We start from the raw sequence: 21,939 nt of genomic DNA, 5'->3' as shown, positions 1-21,939 counted from the left end.
TAAAAATATACACATAAATATCAGTAACTTAAATTACCTTTTTAAAATGGAATGGCCCTTGCTTTAGTTATGATAAGTTTCATTCATAACATTAAAGAGGTCATTATGAACACCCTTCAAGGAACAGACGCTAATCATATTTCAGACATCATTCAAGTAATGAACAGCGGTATCGATTTTTACCAAAAAGCACAAGAAAATATAAAAGACCCTGCCATTGGAGCATTATTCCAGCGCATGATTGACGCACGCAGAGTCAGCGTTGAACGCCTGCAACCCTATGCTATTAACGAGCAAGGTGAGCGAGAGGAAGGCTCTTCATTTGCTGTAGAAGCGCGCAGAGCATACACCGCACTTCTTACTACATTTGGCTCAAACAACGACAACACGTATGTAAGCGAGCTGGAAGAAGTTGAAGACAAAACACTAGCAGAAATTAAAGAAGCGATGGATAAGCCACAACCTGCAGATTGTGAAGCCGCGCTTGCTGCAACACTTCTTACAATGCAAAGCTGTCATGCTGAAATGAGCCGTATGCAAAAAAGCTAAATAACCTGAATTGTATTTTAGCTATTCAGTAAATTATTCCCCATACAAACCCAGCGATAGGCTGGGTTTTTTATTGCTTTAAAATCATTTAACCTGTTTGAGTAACATGTCAGAACATAGTTTATACAAATATTTAATGTTATTAGAATATTTATTTAACTGTATTATTTTTCAGCTGTGCTAGTTTTGTTAATAGGATCCTAAAAACCTCGCTGTGGCGCCGCAGCTTTAATTAAAATAGTAAGGTCCAATATGAAAAATAAAACAGCTAAACTGCAAAATAACGCCGACGTAGACATGACCCCAATGCTTGATATTGTGTTCATACTGCTCATATTTTTTATTGTTACTACCTCATTTGTTAAACCCGTCGCTATTGAATTAAATCGCCCATTAGACAAACCAAGTATTGAAAAACAAAGTAAAAATGCGGTTTTCAGTATTGATGCAAATAACGGCGTTTACTTTTCAGGGAGGTTAATTGACTTGGAGCACGTGTCGAACAACTTAGCCATGTTTGCAGCTAAATATAAAATAAGCTCTGTGCTTATAAAAGCAGATGAAAACAGCAAGCACAACACACTGATGACTGTGATGAACAGCATTAAAGAGTACGACAACTACGCTATTAGCTTGGTTTCTGACTAAAACCTGTTAGCTAATTAGCCTTAAATATAAACCCAAAAAAAGGGCCTTGCGGCCCTTTGAGTTAAATAACGAAAGGGAGAGTTATTTATTAAAAACGGTACTCTGCGCCTACATAGTAGTACGCGCCGTTAAAGCCAAAAGGTGCTGAACGACGAGAGTATTCAAACACACCGTTACTACTTACAACGGTATTGCCGTTAGCATCTACAATTGTGCCTGTACGAGAGTTGCCAATTTCATTTTTGTCTGGGTATACATCAAACAAATTATTAGCGCCTACATTCACAGATAGGTTTTCGTTAATGAAGTAATTAACTTTTACGTCTGTTAATATTTCGGCACCGTAAGTTTGACGACCACCGTCTTCAACTGTGTATTCACCAAAGCGATTAAGCGACAGATTAACGGTCCAATCTTCGTTTTGGTAAAGCGCACTTAGGTTAATACGATCTTCTGGTTGCCACTCTTCAATAATCGAAATTTCTTGATCTGAAAACACACTTTCTACCGGCACAGTTTCAAGACCTGAGCCAGAAGGTGTGAATAACGAAACAACTTCAGTCTCTGTAAAGTTTGCAGCAAGGGTAAAATCAAGTGTGCCGCCAAATCCTTCAGTGTTATATGTTGCAACAAAATCTATACCACTGGTTTCAGTGTCTGCGCCGTTTAAGAAAAACTGACCGGCACCTGCACCAGAGCTAACAAGCGCTGCGTCTAAACTAGTAGATAGCCCTTTACCTAAACGGTTACTAATAACAATTCGGTCATCAATATCGATTGAGTAGTAATCTACTGTTACGTTAATGCTGTCTGTTACGTTATAAACAATACCTAAACTACGGTTTTGAGACTTTTCTTCTTTAAGTTTTGGAATACCTAAACTTTGCGCCAGTGTTGAATCGTTTCTAAACGTGCCCACTTCTTCGGCTACCAATGTACCATTTGGCCCTACAACAAACTGTGTGCTGATGTTGTTAAAGTAAAGCTGTTGCATAGATGGCGCTCTAAAACCTGAGCTTAATGCGCCACGTAATGAAATATCGTCTGTAATTGCCCAGTTACCTGCTAACTTAAAGTTAACCGTATCACCAAAGCCTTTGTAGTTATCGTAACGAAGTGCGCCAGATAAAATAACGTCTTCAATAACATATGCTTCAGCGTCTAAGTAAAACGAAATTACATCGCGTGACTCATCTACTGAAGATGCAGGTGACGAACCACCAAAGCCTTGCGTGCCACCAGAAGCATTTTCGCTGCCAACACCGCCGCTTAAACCGCTGTAAATACTTACGCCATTATTTGTATCGTAATCACGATATGCATACTCATTACCGGCTAAAATACGATACTCATCAGTACGCATCTCTGCACCCATCGCAAGTGAGTAGTCATCAAAGTTTTTAGTGAAATCTAAATTAATTGTTTGTAGCGATAGTTCCATACCGTATGCGTATGCTTCGCGCGGGATAGTAGTACGAATATCAGCAGCGCTTAAACCTTGTTCGTAACGCAAAAAGTTAGCGTATGACGCATTAATTGTATCGCTTGTTGTGTAGTCGATGCTGTTTTCACCGTAGGTGTACGATAAATCAAGGCTTGAATCGTTATCAAACTCTGTTTTGTAACCAAAGTTGTAAGAAATATCATCAATGGTAGTGTTGATTTTTGGTAAGAAACCAAGTGGGATTGTTGCGTCGCCATCTTGCAATACTGGGTTACCACCCGCATTAGCATTATGACGGAAAAATGCGGCTGATTCGTTATCACGTGTTGAATACGTAATAAAACCATATAATTCGCCATCGCCTAACTCGTAGCCAGTATTTACCGTTAAGCCAAACTGTTGTGAATCAGCGTCACCGATTCTAAATGTGTTACGATCAGCTGTTAATTCACGCGGATCGCCGGCTAACAAAGTACCATCGCTAAGTTCTTCACAGCCGTAAAACTGACATGAACCATGCAAACCTGCACGATTAGTTGGCGCACGGTCACGGTAGTTAATCGTTGTGTTTAAGTAACCATTGTCACCCAGTGCAAACCCTTTGTTGAAGTCAACGTTAACTGTTTCGCCGTCGCCTTCAGAGTATTCACCATAGTTAATGGCTGCTTTGCCACCTTCACTACCATCTTTTAATACAATGTTGATAACACCAGCAATTGCATCAGACCCATATTGAGCAGCCGCACCGTCGCGAAGTACTTCAATACGCTTAATAGCAGATGCCGGTATAGCATTCATATCAGTACCGGCAGTACCACGACCAACCGAGGTATTAATATGGATAATACTAGCTTGATGGCGACGTTTACCGTTGATCAACACCAATGTTTGATCGGGACCTAAACCACGTAATGTTGCAGGTCTTAATGCATCGGTACCGTCGCTAATAGATGAACTTGAAAAGTTAAATGAAGGCGCAATAGCTTGTAGCATACGACCCACTTCAGTTTGTCCTGTATTTTCAAGTGCTTCAGCACTTAAAATATCGACCGGAACGGGTAAATCTTCAACCGAACGCCCTGCTACACGGCTACCGACAATTGCAATTTTTTCGATTTTGTCTTGAGCAACGTCTTCTGCTGCATTTACACCTTGAGAATTTACCGCCAGTAATGCCGGTAATACTGCTGCACTGACTGCTGAAAGCTTCATCATGTTGTTATCATTCCTGTTGATTTGTTTGAGTTTTATACTCAGTAATCCATTTTGATCAACAACCGCATCGAGCTCAGTCCCCACCAATAATGCCTCCAGCGCATCTAGTTGGGTATAGAATCCATAGACAGAATTTGCTTCATACTCTTTAGCTAACTCGTATGAAAACACCACAGTTTGCTTGGTTTGTTTAGCAAATTCTATTAAGGCTTTGTCTGCTCGCTGCGCTTTTATATCAAATTGCACCATTTGCCCGGTAGTTTGACTTGCGGCTTGCACGCTTAGGCTAAACATAGCTGGTGCAAACACACATAAACCACTCAATAAATGCAATTGGTTACTGCGCACTGTATATAAACAGCTGGCAAACAAAAATCCTCTATGGTTTTGTTTCTTTTTTTTAATCTTTTTTTTACGTGCAGGATTTAAAGATGCAACTTTATCTAACATATGTCTGATTTGCATAGCTGCTTCTTATGATTTTGTATTTTGCGTAAGCGTAACTGAGTGTTTACCTTGGCGTTCATGATTAATAGCAAAGTTAGTGTGTAAACTTTCTAGCAACCCAGCCACATCACCTGCTTTAAAAACACCCGCTACTTTAATAGACGCAAGTTCTTCAGACGATAATTTAAAACGTGTAGAAGTATAACGGCTCACTTCGTTTAAGGCATCGCTAAGCGGCTCACCATTAAAAACAAGCATGCCATTTTGCCATGCTAAGTCACGTTCAACATCATCAATAGAAAGCTGGGTAATTGGTTTGGTGATGCTTTTTTCTATAACGGCTTTTTCGCCAGATGTAACTATATTGGCGTTAATTTGGCGAATTTTATCTGCGTTTTTGTCAGCTGACTGGTATGCTTTAAAGTCACTGGCATCCACCGCCACACTCGGATCGGTGATCATTACTTTGCCTTCGGTTACCACCAGTTCTAAATCTGAAGATGTATTACGCTGAACATTAAACACAGTACCCAATGCTGTAAAACTCTTATTGCCAGCCATTACACTAAATGGACGAGATGCATCTTTAGCAACGTTAAAACGCCCTTCTCCTCTGTTGAGCAATAGCTGTCTGCGGCCTTTGCTATAGGCAACTTCTAATAAACTATTGGTGTTTAACTGCACAATAGTGCCGTCGGGTAATGCGTAAGTTGCTTGCTCGCCAACTTTAGTTTTATAAATTTTAGTGTAATTAACTTTTGCTAATTGTTGGCTGTAACCATTTTCTAAGTTGATTAATAGATAACTACACACCATAAGTGCTGCAAATAAACTTGCTGCAATAGACGTTGAAACCAGCCATTTTTTCTTGGGTTGCTTACTATTACGATGAGGGAATAAATTACTGAGCTCGTTTAAAACAGATATTTCATCCCATAAGTGGGCTAGCTCGTAAAGCGCATCTTGGTGGGCGTTGCTCTGCATCATCCACAATGTAAACTGCTCTTTTTCATCTTTTGATAAGCCGCGGTCAATGGCGCTAATCCAGTTACAAGCTGTTTCTAATATTAAATCTTTTGAAGTAAATTGATGAACATTGTTCATTTTGCAACCCTCTTTTCTGTTAACGGATGAAGAGAATTGTCGTGCTTAGTTTTTGCCACTTGGCTTTGATCGTGTTCGCGCATATAAAGCATGGTTTTTAATAACCCTTTAGCAATGTGTTTTTCAACAGTACTCTGACTAAGCTGCATCTCGCTTGCGATCTCTTTTTGGCTCATGCCATATACTTTCTTTAGTATAAAACATTTACGGGTTGATGGGCTTAACTGCTCAGTTGCTTTACAAAACAGTAAAAAACGTTCTTTTGACGTGTATTCATCTTCGAGCTGCATTGACTTTAGCAACACAGGTAATTCACTGTCGTCGTCTAGCGAATCATTAAATTTGTTGTCCCACTTAGCAACATGGTTTAATGCTAAATGTTTAGCGGTTTTTAACATGTAACTACGGGTATATTGAATATCTTGTTTTAAATCAGCCTCGTAGCTTTTAATAAATGTTTCTTGCACAATGTCGTCTACATCATCGGGCTGTACTATTCTTGAAACAAAGCGTTTAAGTTGGCTTGAAATATCAACAAATGTTGACGCAAATTTATTCTTTTTGGTCATCTTTAGTAAACACCTGTTGTTATTATTGTTAGCGTAAGATTACGAGTTTTGAATATAAAAAACTAGTTAAATGTAAATTTTTAGTTGTATAAATGTCATATTTTTTTATTAGGAGAATTAATGGGTAAAATTTTAGACTATATCCGACTGAGTTTTTTTGCTTGCGGGCTACTTTTAGGCGTACAAATACCCGCGTTTGTGAGTGATTTTGGCCAAGCACTAAACGCACAATTAGTGGAGGCAAATAATGCAATAGCGCCTTTTCAAAAAGACGCTAAAAAATACTTTAATAACGACCTTGCTAAGTTAATAAAGCACTATGAAAATTTAGGCGATGAAATTGTGGGAAAAGGTGCCAATCATATTCAAACTCTCAGCCAGCGTCAGCAAACTTTGGCGAAGGCTGTTGATGAGTTCTCAAACTCGCCTTATCTGTTTACACTACGTAGCGAGCTTCACACTATAAAACAGCAAGTATGGCAACGTTTTGAAGGGCAAATAATTTTAAAAACAGACTCAATTACCGCAGCAATTATCACCGCAATAATCATTGCGTTTATTGCAGAGCTTACAGGCTTTTTGTTTATGGTTTTAATTAAACGCGTTTATCTGCGATTAATCAGTGCGTGCAAATAACGATTTCATAAAGTCAAAAAACACATCTGTTTTTCGGGTTGTTAAGCTATTTTGTGGCCGTAAAAACCATACAGGGGCATCGCTTTGTGCAAGTACGTTAGGCATCACTTCTACTAATGTGCCATTTTTTAGCTCATCGTTTATTGCAAGCCTAGACTTTATAGCAATGCCGTGGCCCGCAATAGCAGCCTGGGTCATGTTATCTGAATTTGAAATGGTAAAGCGCGTTTGTGCATTAAACGTGTGAATTTTTTGTTGGGCATCATAAAGCTTTAATTGGCGTTGCCATGGCAGACAGACCCAAAAGTGTTTTTCTAACTCAGTGATGGTTGTTGGCATTGAATGCTTTTTTATATAACTAGGCGCAGCACATAATACACGACTGTTATTGACTATTTTACGAGAAAGCAATCCTGAATCATTTAATTGCCCTACACGAATAGCTACATCTTGCGCATCATCAACTACGTTTACAAACTGATCGGTTATTAAAAAGTCTAGTTTTAGATCTGGAAAAGCATGCTCAAATTCATTAAGCCGAGGCATTACGTATTTAGAGAAAACCCAAGGTGGCATGGTTACTCTTAATAACCCACTTACCGATGAACTACGTGCGCCAATACTGTGCTCTGCATCACGTAATGCTTCAATTATGGCACCTATGCGGGTGTAAAATACTTCTCCCGCGGGTGATAAACGCACTCTTCTGCTATCTCTAAACACAAGCACTGTAGCGAGCTCTCGCTCTAATTTACTTAAGCGATGACTGACTGTTGCAGGTGATAAACGCTGTTCACGAGCGGCTGCCAGCACCCCTTTATTTTCAACCACGGCAATAAACGTTTCTAGGTCACTTAAACTGTACATAAAAACCCACAATGTCTTTTCAATGTTTAATATTTTCGAATGAAGCTTTCAGTTTTGCAATGTTTATTTAAATATTTAAAACCATATACTTTTGACCAAGTTTAATAATTGATGAGACTAAGCCATGAGTTTAAAGGCACAAATAGATGCATTTAATGTTCAAAAAGAAGCTAATTTACCCGCAGACGTTTTAGCATTAATGAATACAACAAACGAAGAATTAATCGCTCAGCACATACGAAATAACGCCTTACAGGTTGGCGATAAAGTAGAAAACTTTATTTTGGCAAACCACCTAGGCAAAAATATAGAATTGGCCGATTTATTAAATAAAGGCCCTGTCGTTGTTAGTTTTTACCGTGGCGCATGGTGCCCTTATTGTAATTTAGAATTAAAAGCACTGAACGATTTTTTACCTCAATTTAAAACTAAGAGCGCTCAATTGGTGGCAATTTCCCCTCAACTACCAGATCAAACCTTAACGACGGCCCAAAAAAATGAGCTAGAGTTTGATGTGCTCTCAGATATTGGTAATAAGGTTGCACAGCAATTTGGCTTATTATTTACACTCGATAAACGTATTCAAGAATTATACACCGGGTTTGGTATTGATTTTGAACACACTTACGGCGATAAAACATACCAACTTCCCCTACCTGCCACTTACGTGATTAACCAAGAAGGTGTAATCACTTATGCATTTTTAAACGAAGACTACACACTTCGCGCTGAGCCATGTGATGTAATGACCGCACTTGATGGAGAAAATAAATAATGCCTTTATTAAAATCATTAAAGCTAATAAGTCTTACACTTGCCCTTGGCGCAAGCTTACTGAGTAGCTCAGTGAACGCTGAAGAAAGTAAAGAAAAACCAAAAGTACTTATTTTTGATGTAAACGAGACCCTGCTTGACCTAACAAGTATGCGCGCCTCGATTGGTAAAGCGTTGGGTGGCAGAGAAGATTTACTGCCTCTTTGGTTTTCAACCATGTTACATAACTCGTTAGTAGATACAGTGACCGGTGATTATAACGATTTTGGCCAAATTGGTGTGGCTTCGCTTGCTATGGTGGCAAATAATAACAATATTAAAATTACCAACGAGCAAGCTAAAACGGCCATTGTTACACCGCTTTTATCATTACCTCCACATAGCGATGTGAAAGACGGACTGGCAAAACTAAAAGCGCAGGGCTATAAGTTAGTAAGCTTAACTAATTCGTCAAATAAAGGCGTTAAAACTCAATTTGAAAACGCAGGTTTATTGTCATATTTTGACGCGCGTTACAGCATTGAAGATATAAAAATATATAAACCTGATTTACGTGCCTACGAATGGGTACTTAAAAAGTTAAACGTCGCGCCGAACGAGGCTATGATGATTGCTGCACATGGTTGGGATGTAGCGGGCGCTAAACAAGCGGGCTTACAAACAACTTTTATTGCGCGCCCAGGTAAAGCGTTATACCCGCTTGCGAAAAAAACCTGATCACGTTGTGAAAGATTTACATGAATTAGCCGCTCTAATTAAATAACGAGCGCAAATTATAAAATCAATACCCAAGCGGCCATTCTCAGGAAGAGTTTGACCGCTTTTTTATTGCTAAAAACCGCGTGTAAACAATGTATTTAGCCCTTTTAACTGCTAGCAATTTACCCCTCACAACGCTACTATTTAAAATAACACGTTGTGGAGATAATTATGAATAGTCAAAGATTAAGCGAGTTTGAAGAGTATTTTCAAATAAACGAGAGCATTAGGGTTAATTTGTTTGCTGTATCTAATGAGCAAGTACCTAAATCTCAGCTAGCACTTGACGATGATATCCCGCCTCTTTTTAGATTAGCTAATGAAGTGAGTGAGCTTGAACAAAGCTCGTTACGTCCACTTCGAAACTTAGGCGATGTAGCCCAAGAGCTTGCTGCATTTTTGCAGGCACAATCGCGAAAAATAGATTTAATTATGAGCCATATTTTGGCCTCAGAACAAGCGCAAGAAAATGCTATACACTGCGATAGCTATGGCGGCGGTGGTATTAAGTTTACGTCGTCAGATGTGTATTCTATTGGCCAATCGTTTAGGACAAAACTTTTTTTACATCATGAGGCATCGGCTGTTTACTGCTACACAGAAGTGGTTGCCATAGAAAAACAAGATAACGACCACTACCAATACACAGTGCTTTTTACATCTATAAGAAACACTGATCAAGAATTAATAGTAAGAGCAAGTTTACATGCGCAAACGCGCCAACTAAAAAAACGCCAAGAACTAGAGCAACCATTAGACGATTCAAGCTCTGAATAATTGGTTTTACAATACAGTTTATATGGCAAAGCAAACCTATTTTTCAAGTGACTTGGAAGTAGCACAACTGCTAAACTAGCAGTATCTCTATTTGTATAAAAATGCCATGAACTTTAGACTTTTACCTGAATGGGCTGAGCAAGACGCTGTAATGCTAACTTGGCCACATAAACATACCGATTGGGCCGATAATCTAGCCCGTGTTGAGCCTGTCTATGTTGAGCTTGCAAAGCATATAACACACTACCAATTTTTAGTTGTTGTTGCTCACGACGAAGCCTTAAAAACTCATATCACTGCACTACTTAACCAAGCCAATATTAATTTAGAGCGTGTTCATTTTGTTGTAACGCCCACTAATGACACCTGGGCGCGCGATCATGGCCCACTAACATGTGCAAATATTAATGATGAGACCAAATTAAAGGTCTATGATTTTACATTTAATGGTTGGGGCAACAAATTTGAAAGCGCACTCGACAACCAAATTAATAAAGCGGTTGTTGAACAGCTAAGCCATGCAAACAATGACTACCAAGCCCTAGATATGGTGCTTGAAGGTGGCGGTATTGAGATAAACGAGCACGGCGTATTGCTAACAACAAGCGAATGTTTGCTTAACAAAAACCGTAACCCTGACTTATCGAGCCAAGACATAGAAGCCTTATTAAAAACGCATTTAGGTGCCACCAATTTTTTATGGGTCGATCACGGTTATTTAGCTGGCGACGATACTGACAGCCACATTGATACCCTAGTGCGATTTGCACCAAACAATACGCTTGTATACGTACAATGTGATGATGAAAATGACGAGCATTTCACCGCACTAAAAGCAATGGAAAACCAATTACAAAGCTTTAAAACAGCAGGTAACAACCCATATACTTTAGTTGAACTACCGTGGCCTAAGGCAGCGTATGACGATGAAAATTCACGCTTACCTGCAACCTATGCCAATTACTTAATTATTAACAATGCAGTGCTTGTGCCTACATACAACGATGTAAACGACGACCGTGCATTAGCACAGGTTCAAATAGCGTATCCGCAGCACACTATTATTGGCGTGAATTGCCAGCCTATAATTGAGCAATTTGGTAGCCTTCACTGTATTACAATGCAATTACCGCGTGGATTTTTAGCTGGAGCAGCACAATGACAAGCCCTGCAAAATTAACCGTTGCTTTAGTGCAACAAAGCAACAACCATAACGCCGATGAAAACATGGCTAAATCAATAAAAGCCATTCGTGAAGCTGCTCAAAAAGGGGCTCAGCTTGTTGTTTTACAAGAGCTTCATCGTAGCCTTTATTTTTGCCAAACCGAAGACGTTGATGTCTTTGACCTGGCAGAAACCATACCTGGGCCAAGCAGTAACACCTTAGGTGAACTCGCAAAAGAGCTCAATATTGTGATTGTGGCGTCACTGTTTGAGAAGCGTGCAACAGGCTTGTACCATAATACTGCAGTGGTGCTTGAAAAAGACGGTAGTATTGCAGGTAAATATCGAAAAATGCACATACCTGATGACCCTGGTTTTTACGAAAAGTTTTACTTTACCCCAGGCGACTTGGGCTTTGAGCCTATTCAAACATCGGTAGGTAAATTAGGTGTGTTGGTATGCTGGGATCAGTGGTTTCCAGAAGCCGCGCGTTTAATGGCTATGGCTGGTGCTGAGCTATTAATTTACCCAACCGCTATTGGCTGGGATCCCAATGACGACCAAAATGAGCAAACACGTCAAAAAGATGCATGGGTTATTAGTCAACGTGCCCATGCGGTCGCAAATGGAGTACCGGTGATTAGCTGTAATCGTGTTGGCCACGAGAGTGACCCAAGCGGACATAGCAGCGGCATTCAATTTTGGGGTAACTCTTTTATTGCGGGTCCTCAGGGTGAGTTTTTAGCGCAAGCTAACAACATCGATGAACAAATATTAGTGGTAGAAGTTGATCAAAAACGCTCAGAAAACGTAAGACGTATCTGGCCGTTTTTGCGTGATCGCCGAATTGATCACTACAGCGACCTTACAAAAATATACCGCGACTAACTAAAAGAATGGCTCTTACCTGTTAAGGGCCAATCAAATGGAGTAATAAATGGCGTTTGAGCAATGGGCAGCCTTGCCTTGGGTAAAATCTCAAAAAGATAAAATTCAGTGGGGGCAGCTAAGCGGAAGTGGTTTAAGTATTGCCATTGCCGAAGGTGTTAAACAACAAGAGAACTTAGTATTAATTGTTACACCCGACACCCCCAGCGCGCTGCGCCTTGAAACAGAGCTAGAATATTTATTACCTAATAATCCGGTAATGGTATTTCCTGATTGGGAAACCTTGCCTTACGATCATTTTTCTCCTCATCAAGATATTATTTCTGCGCGTTTAGCTACATTAAATACCCTAAAAAAAGAACAGCAAAGCGTATTAATTGTGCCTGTGTCTACGCTTATGCTGCGAACCGCTCCGGCCTCGTTTATTTATGGTTCGACAATAAACTTTAAAGTAGGCGATAAACTCGACACACATAATTTTAGGCAAAACTTAGAGCAAGCCGGTTACCTAAACGTGCAACAAGTTATGGAACATGGTGAGTACGCAATTCGTGGCTCAATCGTCGATTTATACCCTATGGGTAGTCCGCATCCATTTAGGCTCGACTTTTTTGATGACGAATTAGACACAATTCGTCTATTTGATGTGGAAACGCAGCGCTCTGATGAAAAAGTAGATAAAATTGAACTGCTACCAGCGCATGAATTTCCAACAAATGAGTCAGATATTGAGCGTTTCAGGATTGGTTACCGTGAAAAATTTGGTGCAAGTTCAGAGCAAGACTCTGTTTACATGCAAGTTAGTAAAGGAAACTGGCCAGCTGGTATTGAATACTACATGCCGTTATTTTTTGAAAGCCTAGCCACTATTTTTGACTACCTGCCTGATAATACAACCGTTATGCAGTTAGGCGATTTGGAACACGCTGCGGATAATTTTTGGCACGATGTTAATGTTCGTTACGAAAACCGTAAAGTGGACCCTCTGCGCCCACTACTTGAACCAAATGCCTTATATCAGCCAATTGAAGAGCTGTTTTCTAATTTAGGGCAATTTGCGCGTATTCGTTTATCGCTTGCCAAACTGGGCACGAAAGCGGGTAATAAAAATTTATCCGTATGTGAATTACCTGCAATTAGAATAGATCATAAACAACACGAGCCCTATGCGGCGTTTATAGATTACGTTACAGCACAAAAGAAGAAAAAAAGTCGCATATTATTGAGCGTTGAGTCGGATGGTCGACGTGAATCTTTACTCAATATTTTAAAACCCAGCGGTTTAAAGTTTAAAGAGTTTGATACCTTTGAACAATTTACCCAAAGCGATAGTGATGTAGGCTTAATTGTAAGTCCGCTTGAGCAAAGCGTTGTGCTTGGCTCTAAACCTTCATTATCAATTATTACCGAACAAGAGCTGCTAGGTATTAAAGTCTCGCAGCGCAGACGCCGTAAACATAAGTACGAAGCAAGCCAAGACGCCCTAATTCGTAACTTAGCCGAGCTTAAAGAAGGTCAGCCTGTTGTGCATCTTGACCACGGTGTTGGCCGCTATCAAGGTTTACAAACTATTGATGCAGCAGGTGTAATTACAGAATTTGTGACCATAATATACGCTGGTGAATCTAAATTGTATGTGCCTGTGTCGGCACTACATATGCTTAGCCGTTACTCAGGCGGCGAAGAAAGCAGTGCACCACTGCATAAGCTCGGCTCTGATGCGTGGGAAAAGGCAAAAAAACGTGCTGCAGAAAAAGTTCGTGATGTAGCCGCAGAGTTACTTGATATATACGCACAGCGCCAAGCTAAACCAGGCAATAAATTTACCCTAGACGGACAAGCCTATCGCCAGTTTAGTGAAAGCTTTCCGTTTGAAGAAACCGACGACCAGCGGAATGCAATTGAAGCTGTCTTAGGCGACATGCAATCAAAACAAGCGATGGATCGTTTAGTGTGCGGTGATGTAGGCTTTGGTAAAACCGAGGTCGCTATGCGTGCAGCTTTTGTTGCTGTTAACGATGGTAAACAAGTTGCCATTTTAGTGCCCACTACCCTGCTTGCGCAGCAACACTATGAGAATTTTAAAGACCGTTTTGCTGACTTTCCTATCGAAGTGGGTGTGCTTTCTCGTTTTAATTCAACCAAAGAGCAAAAAGACACGCTAGAAAATATGGCGAATGGCAAGCTAGACATTGTTATTGGTACCCACAAACTTATTCAGCAAGACATTAAATTTAACGATTTAGGGCTACTCATCGTAGATGAAGAGCATCGATTTGGGGTACGCCAAAAAGAAAAAATTAAAGCGCTACGTGCAGATGTCGATATTTTAACGCTTACCGCAACGCCTATTCCTCGAACGCTCAATATGGCAATGAGTGGCATGCGCGACTTATCTATTATTGCTACACCACCGGCCAAACGCTTGGCGGTTAAAACATTTGTTCGCCAACGTGATGTGGAGCTTATTCGCGAAGCTATTTTGCGTGAAATTAAACGTGGTGGCCAAGTGTACTTTTTGCACAATAACGTTGAAACAATTGAACGCGTGGCGCAAGAATTAAGTGAATGGGTACCTGAAGCAAATGTAATTACCGCTCATGGGCAAATGCGCGAGCAAGAGCTTGAGCAAATAATGACCCAGTTTTATCACCAAAAATACAATGTAATTGTGTGTACAACCATTATCGAAACCGGTATTGACGTACCCACAGCAAATACCATTATTATGGATAGAGCCGACAAACTAGGCTTAGCACAATTACACCAATTGCGTGGTCGTGTAGGCCGAAGCCACCATCAGGCATATGCCTATTTGCTCACAGGCGACCCTAAAGCATTATCAAAAGATGCCAGCAAACGTCTACAAGCAATTGAATCATTGGAAGATTTAGGTGCTGGTTTTGCACTTGCTACACACGATTTAGAAATTCGTGGTGCAGGTGAATTATTGGGCGACGATCAATCTGGGCAAATGCAAACTATTGGCTTTAGCTTGTATATGGAAATGCTTGAGCAAGCAGTAAATGCACTGCGTGAAGGTAAAGAACCCACTCTTGAAAACCTCTTACAAAAACAAACCGAAGTTGACTTAAAACTGCCTGCATTACTGCCTGATGATTATATACATGACGTAAATGCACGATTAGGTATGTACAAGCGTGTAGCTAGTTGTGCTAACCTAGGCGACATTGATGAGTTACATGTAGAACTAATAGACCGATTTGGTTTATTACCTGATGCAGCTAAAAACTTATTTAGTTTGCAACAACTTAAAATGCAAGCCAGTAATTTAGGGATAACAAAAATAGAGGCAAACCCTAAAGGCGGCTACTTTGAATTTAGCCAAAATACCAAGGTTAATCCTAGCTTCATTATTGGGCTGATACAAAGTGCACCGCATATTTATAAAATGGAAGGCGCAAATAAATTGCGCTTCGCGATTAGTGAGGCAAATGCCCGCGAACGCTTAAAAATGGTCACTGCTATGATTGCAGATTTCGAAAAAAAGGTTAGCCATTAATGTTGCTAAAAAAATCGCTGGTAGTTTTATGTTGCTTATTTAGCAGCACTGCAGTTGCAGAGCGTTGGTTTGAAGCTGAGGTGCTGATATTTAAACAGCGCCCAGCCCCCTATTTACAAGAAGACTTTAGTTTAAAACACGAGGCTATTGAAGATAAAAACACGCTTGATTTATTAACGCCACTTTATACCGAACAAGCCATGCAAGCCTGTATTGATGGCGATACACGTTTTCAAAAGCGTTCATTTACGGATTCGCTCGTTAATGACAACCCACGCTCGGGTGTTTGCGATGCAAGCACCGACTATGTTCAAAGTTACGATACATTGCCTGTTACACCTGTGGCACCGGCACTTGATACCATGGAGCAACCCTACTTACTTGCCCCAGAGCAGTTACAATTTAAAACGCAGTTTGAGCAACTAGACCGTAAAGGCTTAACGCCTATTTTACATACTGGTTGGCGTTTTGAAGCAAAAAGTAAATCACGTGCGCCAAGCATGCACTTATTTGCCGGTGAGCTAATCAAAACACGCGTTTTTGATGTGCCGCGCTATTCAAATCCAGACTTTGTTAGTTTACTAGAGCCCCAGCCTAGCTTATTTAACGACCCCGATGAATCAACTAGTAAATGGGAATTAGAAGGGTTATTTAAAATTCACTTGCGTCACTATTTATTTATCACTGCAGATTTTGATATTAGCCAAAAACTACAAAGTGGTGATGTAGAGTCATCACGGTTTTCACAATTTAAACGTGTAATAAGTGGTGAAATTCATTACTTTGACCACCCTCGCATGGGCATGATTGTCCAAATTAGAAAATTTAAACATTAATACTTAATAGGATACAACAATGAAAAAACTCCTAATTATTGCAGCTACACTAAGCCTGGCTGCATGCTCTAAAGTAACAGTAGAAAACTACGAAAAAATTAAGATTGGTATGGATAAAGCTGAAGTAGAGGCTGTATTAGGTAGCGCTGACAACTGCGTAGAAAAAACACTTCATACTAACTGTGTTTGGGGCGACGAGTCTAAAAATATAGAGATTACACTCGTTTCAGACAAAGTGACTTTATACAGCAAGCACGGCTTAACTCAATAAAGTCGTGTATAAAAAAGGGGGGATAGACTGTGGTCTATCCCCCCTTTTTTATTTTTTAGAATAAATGAGCTCAATGTTGACTATTTTACTGCGATTTAAGGTAATTTTATAACGCTGATAAAGTGTTTTATCACCTTCTGTGTGCACCAATACCATATTTAATTGATAACGTCGCTCAACGGCTTGTTTTGATATTTTATTGCTATCTAAATGGTAAAGCTTACCTTCACCACGTTTTAAATAACGGGCAAATGGCGCTAGGTTAAATTGCAGTGTTTGCTGCAACGTATCGTATCCAGGTAAAAACTCTTTGGCCGACACGCGCGTTTCACTCGCAAAGTGCAGCCATTGCGCAGCCTGTTTGTTTTGCTGGCGACGTTTTGAAAAAATGGTTTGAACTTCTTTCGGTATTTTTTTAAAACGCGTGTACTCAAGCCAAATAAACTGGCTGGCTATTTTGTCTTTGGTAATACTATTTTTAAAGGTAAATCGCCATTTTGGCCGCCCTTGAACTATTGCGCGCCAAATTACACGGGTGATATCTTCTTTAAAAATTTCACGCAAACCATAAATTACACCCAGTATCAAAATAAGAGTCGCTGTTACCTCTGTAAAACTGGAACGTGCATTAAGAATTACCAGCATCACAAACGCCATAATAACCGCCGTTACCGTCCCCTTTACTAAGCGCTTTAAGTAACTATTTAAAAAGCGAGTATTGCGCTGAAGTATTACTCCATGCTCAATTAAACGTTGCAATAAACGCATTTTATTTGTGATTCGATTGGCGTCTTGAAGGGTGGTTTCAGAGTTATAGTTTTTATCTGCTCTGTACACGTTTTCGCTTTTACAAAATTGCAAAAGGTCGTTCCGCTCTTTAGCAAAATCGCTACTGCGCGGGCCTTCATCTAGTAATTTTAAAAATGATTGCTCAACGTGCCAACTCAGATAGTTATCTGCGTTTGTATAAAACGGCAGTAACTTTTCATCATCGGGTGTATAACGGCGTAACTTTTTTAATAGGCCTTCACTTTGCTCAAATAATTCATTTGCACGATTATAAAACTCTTCTGCCTCGCTTAACTTAAGCGCATCCTTAATATCAGCATCGAGCGCTAAACGCACTTGGTAACAAAATAAGTTTAGATTTTGCCTGTAGTCTTGCTGTTCGCCTTTGTTTTTACTTACAAAACGGCTTCGTACTAATGGCAAATGAATATTGTTAGCGTTGTAAGCTAAGTGAGATTTAAACTGATTGTTGAAGTAAGATTCTTCGCTCAGTGTTTTAGGGTTTATTCCCATTTCGTTAGGAATAGAAAAGTACAGATCAATACGCTGCTCTGAACGCGCATTTAACTCGGGCTCAATGACAAAAGATAAATTTTCGTCTTGTTTTAACAATCAACTCTCCTTTTTCTATTCGTTTTAGTTTACTTGCCTCCAGTAATTTGTTCAATAAAAAAGGCCCCGTAAACACGGAGCCTTACTCGTTTAAATATGTAACTTAAACCCTGTTTAAAATATTTGTTTGCAGTTAAAACTTATAGTTAATACTTGCGAATACTCGTGAACCAATTACGTCGTAAATCTCAGGTACGGTGCCCATGTCATTTCCGCCTAGTACTTCTTCTGGCTCTTTATCAAAAATATTATTCATACCACCTGTCACTTTTAGTGACTCATTTAGGTTGTACGTCATTGAAATATCATGGTAAATAATATTGTCTGTGCTGAACGACTCGCCGTAGTAGTCGCCACTCATGCCACGAATAAAGCGTGCGTTATAAAGCACGCTAAACGCATCAGACAAATCGTAGTTTACAGATAAGTTAGATTTGATTTTAGAGTAGCCACCAATGTTACCGTCAATAGTCCCCGTGTAATCAATATCATCTTGCTCAAATTCAACCAAGTAGGTTGTATCTAAGTTAATACGGTAGTTATCGGCGGTGTAACCAATGTTCCAATCAATACCTGACGTTTTTTGAGAGCCAACATTGGTTAATGCAGAGCTTAAGTTTGATAAATCACCCGCTGGGGTAATATTTACCGAATCACACGACTGCGTGTCGCCCGCAAAACAGTTGTTCATTTCGTTTTGTACATCTAAACGCGTGATGGCGTTTGTGATGTCAAACTTCCAGTAGTCAAGTGTTGTAGATAAACCGTCAACTACTTCCCATACCATACCAAATGTAAACGAACGGCTTTCTTCTGCTTGTAAGTCTGCATCACTGGTGTAATTTACCAAAATTTGTGCGTCTTGCTCGTTGCCCCATGGATCGGCTAGGTAATCGTAAGAGCCCGAGTTGCCACCAAATAGCTCAGCAACGTTTGGCGCTCTAAAGCCGGTGGCTAGTACAGAACGAACCATAAATGAATCTGTTACATCCCATGTAGCACCCAGTTTCCACGTTGTTTCACCACCAAAGGTAGAGTAATTGTCGTAACGTGCAGCCCCTTCAAGTGTCACGACTTCTAATACCGGCATCGATGTTTCAAAGTAGATAGACTGTACCGAATAGTCACCTTCAGTAGGGTCTTGCTGTGCTGCTGTACTTTGGCCCAATTGTGTAATTAAATCGGGTGTGTAAAAACCACTTTCAAAACGGTTCTCTATACCTATTGCGTAACCAATATCGTTATCGGTTAGTGCGCTGTAACCTGCAGATAAGATAAACTGCTCATTTCCACCTTCATTGCTTTCAGTGTAAATAGAATCGTTAGCAGTTAAAAAGTCGCGGCTAAGTGCATCACCACTAAACCAAATTGCTTGGTTTGCGTAAATACTTTGCTCTACTTGGCTTGCATTAATAGAGTTTTGTACTTTATCTTTAGAATCGTTTCTGCCGTATGTAGCACTTACATCCCAGCTTGCATCGTTATCTAAGACACCTTGTAATGCCACTGATGCACGGTATGTGTCTGTTGTTTGCTCGTATATTCGCGGGCCAGCATCAACCATTCTTCTGCGATACTCTAGCGAATCGGCAAGCTCACCGTCGACAATAAACGCATTTGTGTATTCGTTATCAAGGTTTGCTGTCAGTAAATCTACACTGGCTGGTTGAGGTGCCAATTGCTGTGATGAATCACGGCGTGTATACATAAGGTCAACATTGAATGTGGTATCAGCGTCTAGCTCTTTATCAAAGCTTGTAAATAAACTGTACAGATCGTTTGGTGTTTGTGCATAACTCGATGTAGTAAAGTCGTACGACGTTGTTCTATCTGCAAACTCACCATTACCTTTGTATGTTTTACCGCCTAGCGTACCTTGTGGAATAAACGAAGACTGCCCTGCAGGCACAAAGCTACGATCTGATTGAATCACCTCGCCACGGCTTGAAAACTGTGCACCAACAACTAAGTTACCATCGGCAACCTGCATGCCGTGTAATAAGCTAGTACCGTAGTTGTTACCATCACCCTTAGTTGTGCGACTTCCTTCAACATTAAGCTCAGTACCTTCAAAATCTTTTTTAGTGATAATGTTAACAACACCAGCAATTGCATCAGATCCATACACCGCTGATGCACCATCCTTTAAGATTTCAATTGATTTGATCATTGCAACAGGAATGGTATTTAAATCAACTGAAGAGTCTGCACCGGTACCAGAAGAAACCATACGACGACCATTTAATAACACTAGGGTACGTTGTGACCCCATGCCACGTAAGTTAACAGTTGCAGAACCACCTGAACCATTATTACTTGAAGCACCAAGGCTTATACCCGCAGCAGATGGCTGAGTTGAGAGAATATCGGCAACAGAAGTGAAACCACTTTTTGCAATAAAGTCATCGCCAATAACGGTAATTGGACTGGCTGTTTCCATATCAGTACGGTTGATACGTGAACCCGTGACCTGAATTTTTTCGATTGAATTTGCAGCTTCGTCTGCTGCTAGTACATGTACACTTGAAAACATTGGGATGGCTGCTATTACAGCTAGACCAAGAGTCGATTTAGTCATGAAAGAATCCTACTTGTTGGAATTTACCAAGATTGGTAATGCTCATTTGTTATAAGAAGAATGAGTCGGCAGGCAACTTAAGCGCACTTAACTGAACGAAAACTTAACGCTTGAGTGGTTTTTGACAAAGACAAAAAAGACCAACCTAAAAAAGGTACAAAGGTTACTACTTGTTTCATTGTTAATATAAAAATACAATTTAAAATTAATAAGTTAAAATAATTTTTATACAATTAAAGTACAGATGAAATCAAACACCTCTACTTTGTAATCAAATGTAATTACACCTGTTGTTTAGCAATAATTCAGGTATTAACAACTTAATCACACCCCATTATTAAAAAGGTAAAAGCACCTGAACGTTGCTAACTCATAAGAAAAGCTTTTGGTTCATAGTGAATAATAAGTTCGCTTATTTTGCGTGGGTATAACTGCTCAAAATTTGGTCTACACTATATGAATAATGTGAGATGTTGATATTAACTATGGTTATAAATCAAATTAGTTGGCTGGAACAAATCCGGCATTTGCGAAAGCTTAACTTTGTGACTACGCACTTTTGACAGGACTAATTAAAAAATTAGTTTTAGATGTATTTTTTGAAATTTTAGCACTAATGACTAAAGGGTTAGTGAATTAAATTAATTACGTTTTGCTGCGCATTGGTATTACCGGTCCAAGTTTGAGCCTATCAAAAAGAAAAGTTTATAAGCTTAGGTAAACAACAAATTTGGGATAAAACGTGATCGGTTAACTGGTTAATTCGTAATATTATTAAAGCTCGTTAGTAAGTAACATAAAAGTAATAGTTAAGGGTATCTTCGGTTGAAGTGATTGTATTTATAACAGTTAATTCAAGAGTCCAAAGCATATTGTTCTCTGAGCAAATGCCAACCATGGTTTCGCTTTGCCACAAATCTCCTTGCTGTACAAACTGCTGCGGGATAAATCCCATGTACATAGTTATGCCTTTTAATTTTGCTTGGCTGATTTTTGTATTGTTGGGTAATTTGCTGAAAATTGTAAAAGGTGTTTCAGGTGATAGAGATTGATCACTGAGCCACACTTTCACTTTATTTGGGAAGGTACATTCTTGGTTAGGTTCGCAGTTTGAATTTTCAAGTATGCTTGCGTCTTTTTGATTATCAAAATCACAGGCGGTCAACAATAAAATTAGCAAAAACACATAACATAATTGGGTTGCTTTCATAAAAATTCGCTCCGAATAAAAGCAGATACTAATAATCAAGCTCATAATTGACAAGCATGGCCCACTAAATAATCAAATTTAGGCACTCAGCTAATCAAAAAATAGACAACAAAGCCACAAAGTTTGATTGATGTCATAATATTACGTAATTGACCTATCTTTTTTAGGCCAAAAAATTTATTATTTCCCTCGCAAAAATTAGGGTTTCTCGAGTTTGTTTTCTGAAGCATTCATGCTTTGAACGTTTTAGGTAACATGCTTGTGAAGTAATAGTAGGCC

At 39.6% G+C, this 21,939-nt stretch carries 17 protein-coding genes and 1 pseudogene; 11 read left to right on the top strand and 7 right to left on the bottom strand.

Annotated features, from left to right (window positions below; translation table 11 throughout):
* Positions 1–105 precede the first annotated feature (105 nt).
* A complete protein-coding gene (locus PS1M3_RS06345) occupies positions 106–549 on the top strand; it encodes a PA2169 family four-helix-bundle protein (protein ID WP_203986818.1) in 444 nt (147 codons plus the stop codon).
* Positions 550–801: 252 nt separating this feature from the next.
* A complete protein-coding gene (locus tag PS1M3_RS06340; protein ID WP_203986815.1) occupies positions 802–1,197 on the top strand; it encodes a biopolymer transporter ExbD in 396 nt (131 codons plus the stop codon).
* A gap of 88 nt (positions 1,198–1,285) precedes the next feature.
* On the opposite strand, the gene PS1M3_RS06335 is transcribed toward PS1M3_RS06340, so the two are convergent.
* Genes PS1M3_RS06335 through PS1M3_RS06325 form a run of 3 tightly spaced genes read right to left on the bottom strand, consistent with a single transcriptional unit; the run spans position 1,286 to position 5,976 of the window.
* Positions 1,286–4,321 (bottom strand): TonB-dependent siderophore receptor, encoded by a 3,036-nt coding sequence (locus tag PS1M3_RS06335; RefSeq protein WP_203986811.1) that lies wholly within the window; start codon positions 4,319–4,321, stop codon positions 1,286–1,288.
* A 9-nt stretch (positions 4,322–4,330) separates the two neighbouring features.
* Positions 4,331–5,407, bottom strand: coding sequence for a FecR family protein (locus PS1M3_RS06330; RefSeq protein ID WP_203986808.1), 1,077 nt, complete (start codon positions 5,405–5,407; stop codon positions 4,331–4,333).
* Complete coding sequence (locus PS1M3_RS06325; protein ID WP_203986806.1) at positions 5,404–5,976, bottom strand: RNA polymerase sigma factor; 573 nt, start codon at positions 5,974–5,976, stop codon at positions 5,404–5,406. Before PS1M3_RS06325 ends, PS1M3_RS06330 begins: the two co-directional genes overlap by 4 nt.
* 120 nt (positions 5,977–6,096) lie before the next feature.
* Here PS1M3_RS06325 and PS1M3_RS06320 point away from each other — a divergent pair, with 120 nt between their 5' ends.
* Entirely contained in the window at positions 6,097–6,612 is a 516-nt protein-coding gene (locus PS1M3_RS06320) for a DUF2937 family protein (protein ID WP_203986804.1), read from the top strand.
* Here the strand turns inward: PS1M3_RS06320 and PS1M3_RS06315 are convergent.
* Positions 6,592–7,479, bottom strand: coding sequence for a LysR family transcriptional regulator (locus tag PS1M3_RS06315; RefSeq protein ID WP_010557299.1), 888 nt, complete (start codon positions 7,477–7,479; stop codon positions 6,592–6,594). The two genes, PS1M3_RS06320 and PS1M3_RS06315, sit on opposite strands and share 21 nt — an antisense overlap.
* A 124-nt stretch (positions 7,480–7,603) precedes the next feature.
* Between PS1M3_RS06315 and PS1M3_RS06310 the strand changes: the two genes are divergently transcribed.
* The 8 genes and pseudogenes from PS1M3_RS06310 (at position 7,604) to PS1M3_RS06275 (ending at position 16,471) form a co-directional block, all read left to right on the top strand.
* Positions 7,604–8,254, top strand: coding sequence for a peroxiredoxin-like family protein (locus PS1M3_RS06310; protein WP_203986802.1), 651 nt, complete (start codon positions 7,604–7,606; stop codon positions 8,252–8,254).
* Positions 8,254–9,016: pseudogene (locus tag PS1M3_RS06305) on the top strand (haloacid dehalogenase type II). Before PS1M3_RS06310 ends, PS1M3_RS06305 begins: the two are co-directional and overlap by 1 nt.
* Positions 9,017–9,183: 167 nt before the next feature.
* Positions 9,184–9,789, top strand: a complete 606-nt coding sequence (locus PS1M3_RS06300) for a PilZ domain-containing protein (protein WP_006794671.1) — start codon at positions 9,184–9,186, stop codon at positions 9,787–9,789.
* Positions 9,790–9,895: 106 nt separating this feature from the next.
* Positions 9,896–10,951, top strand: coding sequence for an agmatine/peptidylarginine deiminase (locus tag PS1M3_RS06295; protein WP_203986800.1), 1,056 nt, complete (start codon positions 9,896–9,898; stop codon positions 10,949–10,951).
* Positions 10,948–11,841 carry a carbon-nitrogen hydrolase gene (locus PS1M3_RS06290; protein ID WP_203986798.1) on the top strand — a complete coding sequence of 298 codons (894 nt, stop codon included), beginning with the start codon at positions 10,948–10,950 and terminating at the stop codon, positions 11,839–11,841. Before PS1M3_RS06295 ends, PS1M3_RS06290 begins: the two co-directional genes overlap by 4 nt.
* A gap of 49 nt (positions 11,842–11,890) precedes the next feature.
* Positions 11,891–15,364 (top strand): transcription-repair coupling factor, encoded by a 3,474-nt coding sequence (mfd, locus tag PS1M3_RS06285; RefSeq protein ID WP_203986796.1) that lies wholly within the window; start codon positions 11,891–11,893, stop codon positions 15,362–15,364.
* Positions 15,364–16,200, top strand: coding sequence for a peptidoglycan binding protein CsiV (locus PS1M3_RS06280; protein WP_058429101.1), 837 nt, complete (start codon positions 15,364–15,366; stop codon positions 16,198–16,200). Before mfd ends, PS1M3_RS06280 begins: the two co-directional genes overlap by 1 nt.
* Positions 16,201–16,219: 19 nt before the next feature.
* Positions 16,220–16,471: a hypothetical protein gene (locus PS1M3_RS06275; RefSeq protein ID WP_008126398.1), complete on the top strand. Its 252-nt coding sequence runs from the start codon at positions 16,220–16,222 to the stop codon at positions 16,469–16,471.
* 48 nt (positions 16,472–16,519) lie between these two features.
* Here the strand turns inward: PS1M3_RS06275 and PS1M3_RS06270 are convergent, their stop codons facing one another.
* The 3 genes from PS1M3_RS06270 to PS1M3_RS06260 form a co-directional block, all read right to left on the bottom strand.
* On the bottom strand, positions 16,520–17,872 hold the full coding sequence (locus tag PS1M3_RS06270) for a hypothetical protein (RefSeq protein ID WP_008126399.1): 1,353 nt from the start codon (positions 17,870–17,872) through the stop codon (positions 16,520–16,522).
* A 133-nt stretch (positions 17,873–18,005) separates the two neighbouring features.
* Positions 18,006–20,450, bottom strand: a complete 2,445-nt coding sequence (locus PS1M3_RS06265; protein ID WP_203986793.1) for a TonB-dependent receptor — start codon at positions 20,448–20,450, stop codon at positions 18,006–18,008.
* A 784-nt stretch (positions 20,451–21,234) separates the two neighbouring features.
* On the bottom strand, positions 21,235–21,660 hold the full coding sequence (locus PS1M3_RS06260; protein ID WP_203986791.1) for a hypothetical protein: 426 nt from the start codon (positions 21,658–21,660) through the stop codon (positions 21,235–21,237).
* Positions 21,661–21,939: the final 279 nt, after the last annotated feature.

Origin of the sequence: Pseudoalteromonas sp. PS1M3 (assembly GCF_016865405.1) — a bacterium.
In the GTDB taxonomy this organism is placed as follows: Bacteria; Pseudomonadota; Gammaproteobacteria; order Enterobacterales; family Alteromonadaceae; genus Pseudoalteromonas; species Pseudoalteromonas marina.
Note: the sequence above shows the minus strand (reverse complement) of the source record. Positions and strands in the feature narration are given on the sequence as shown.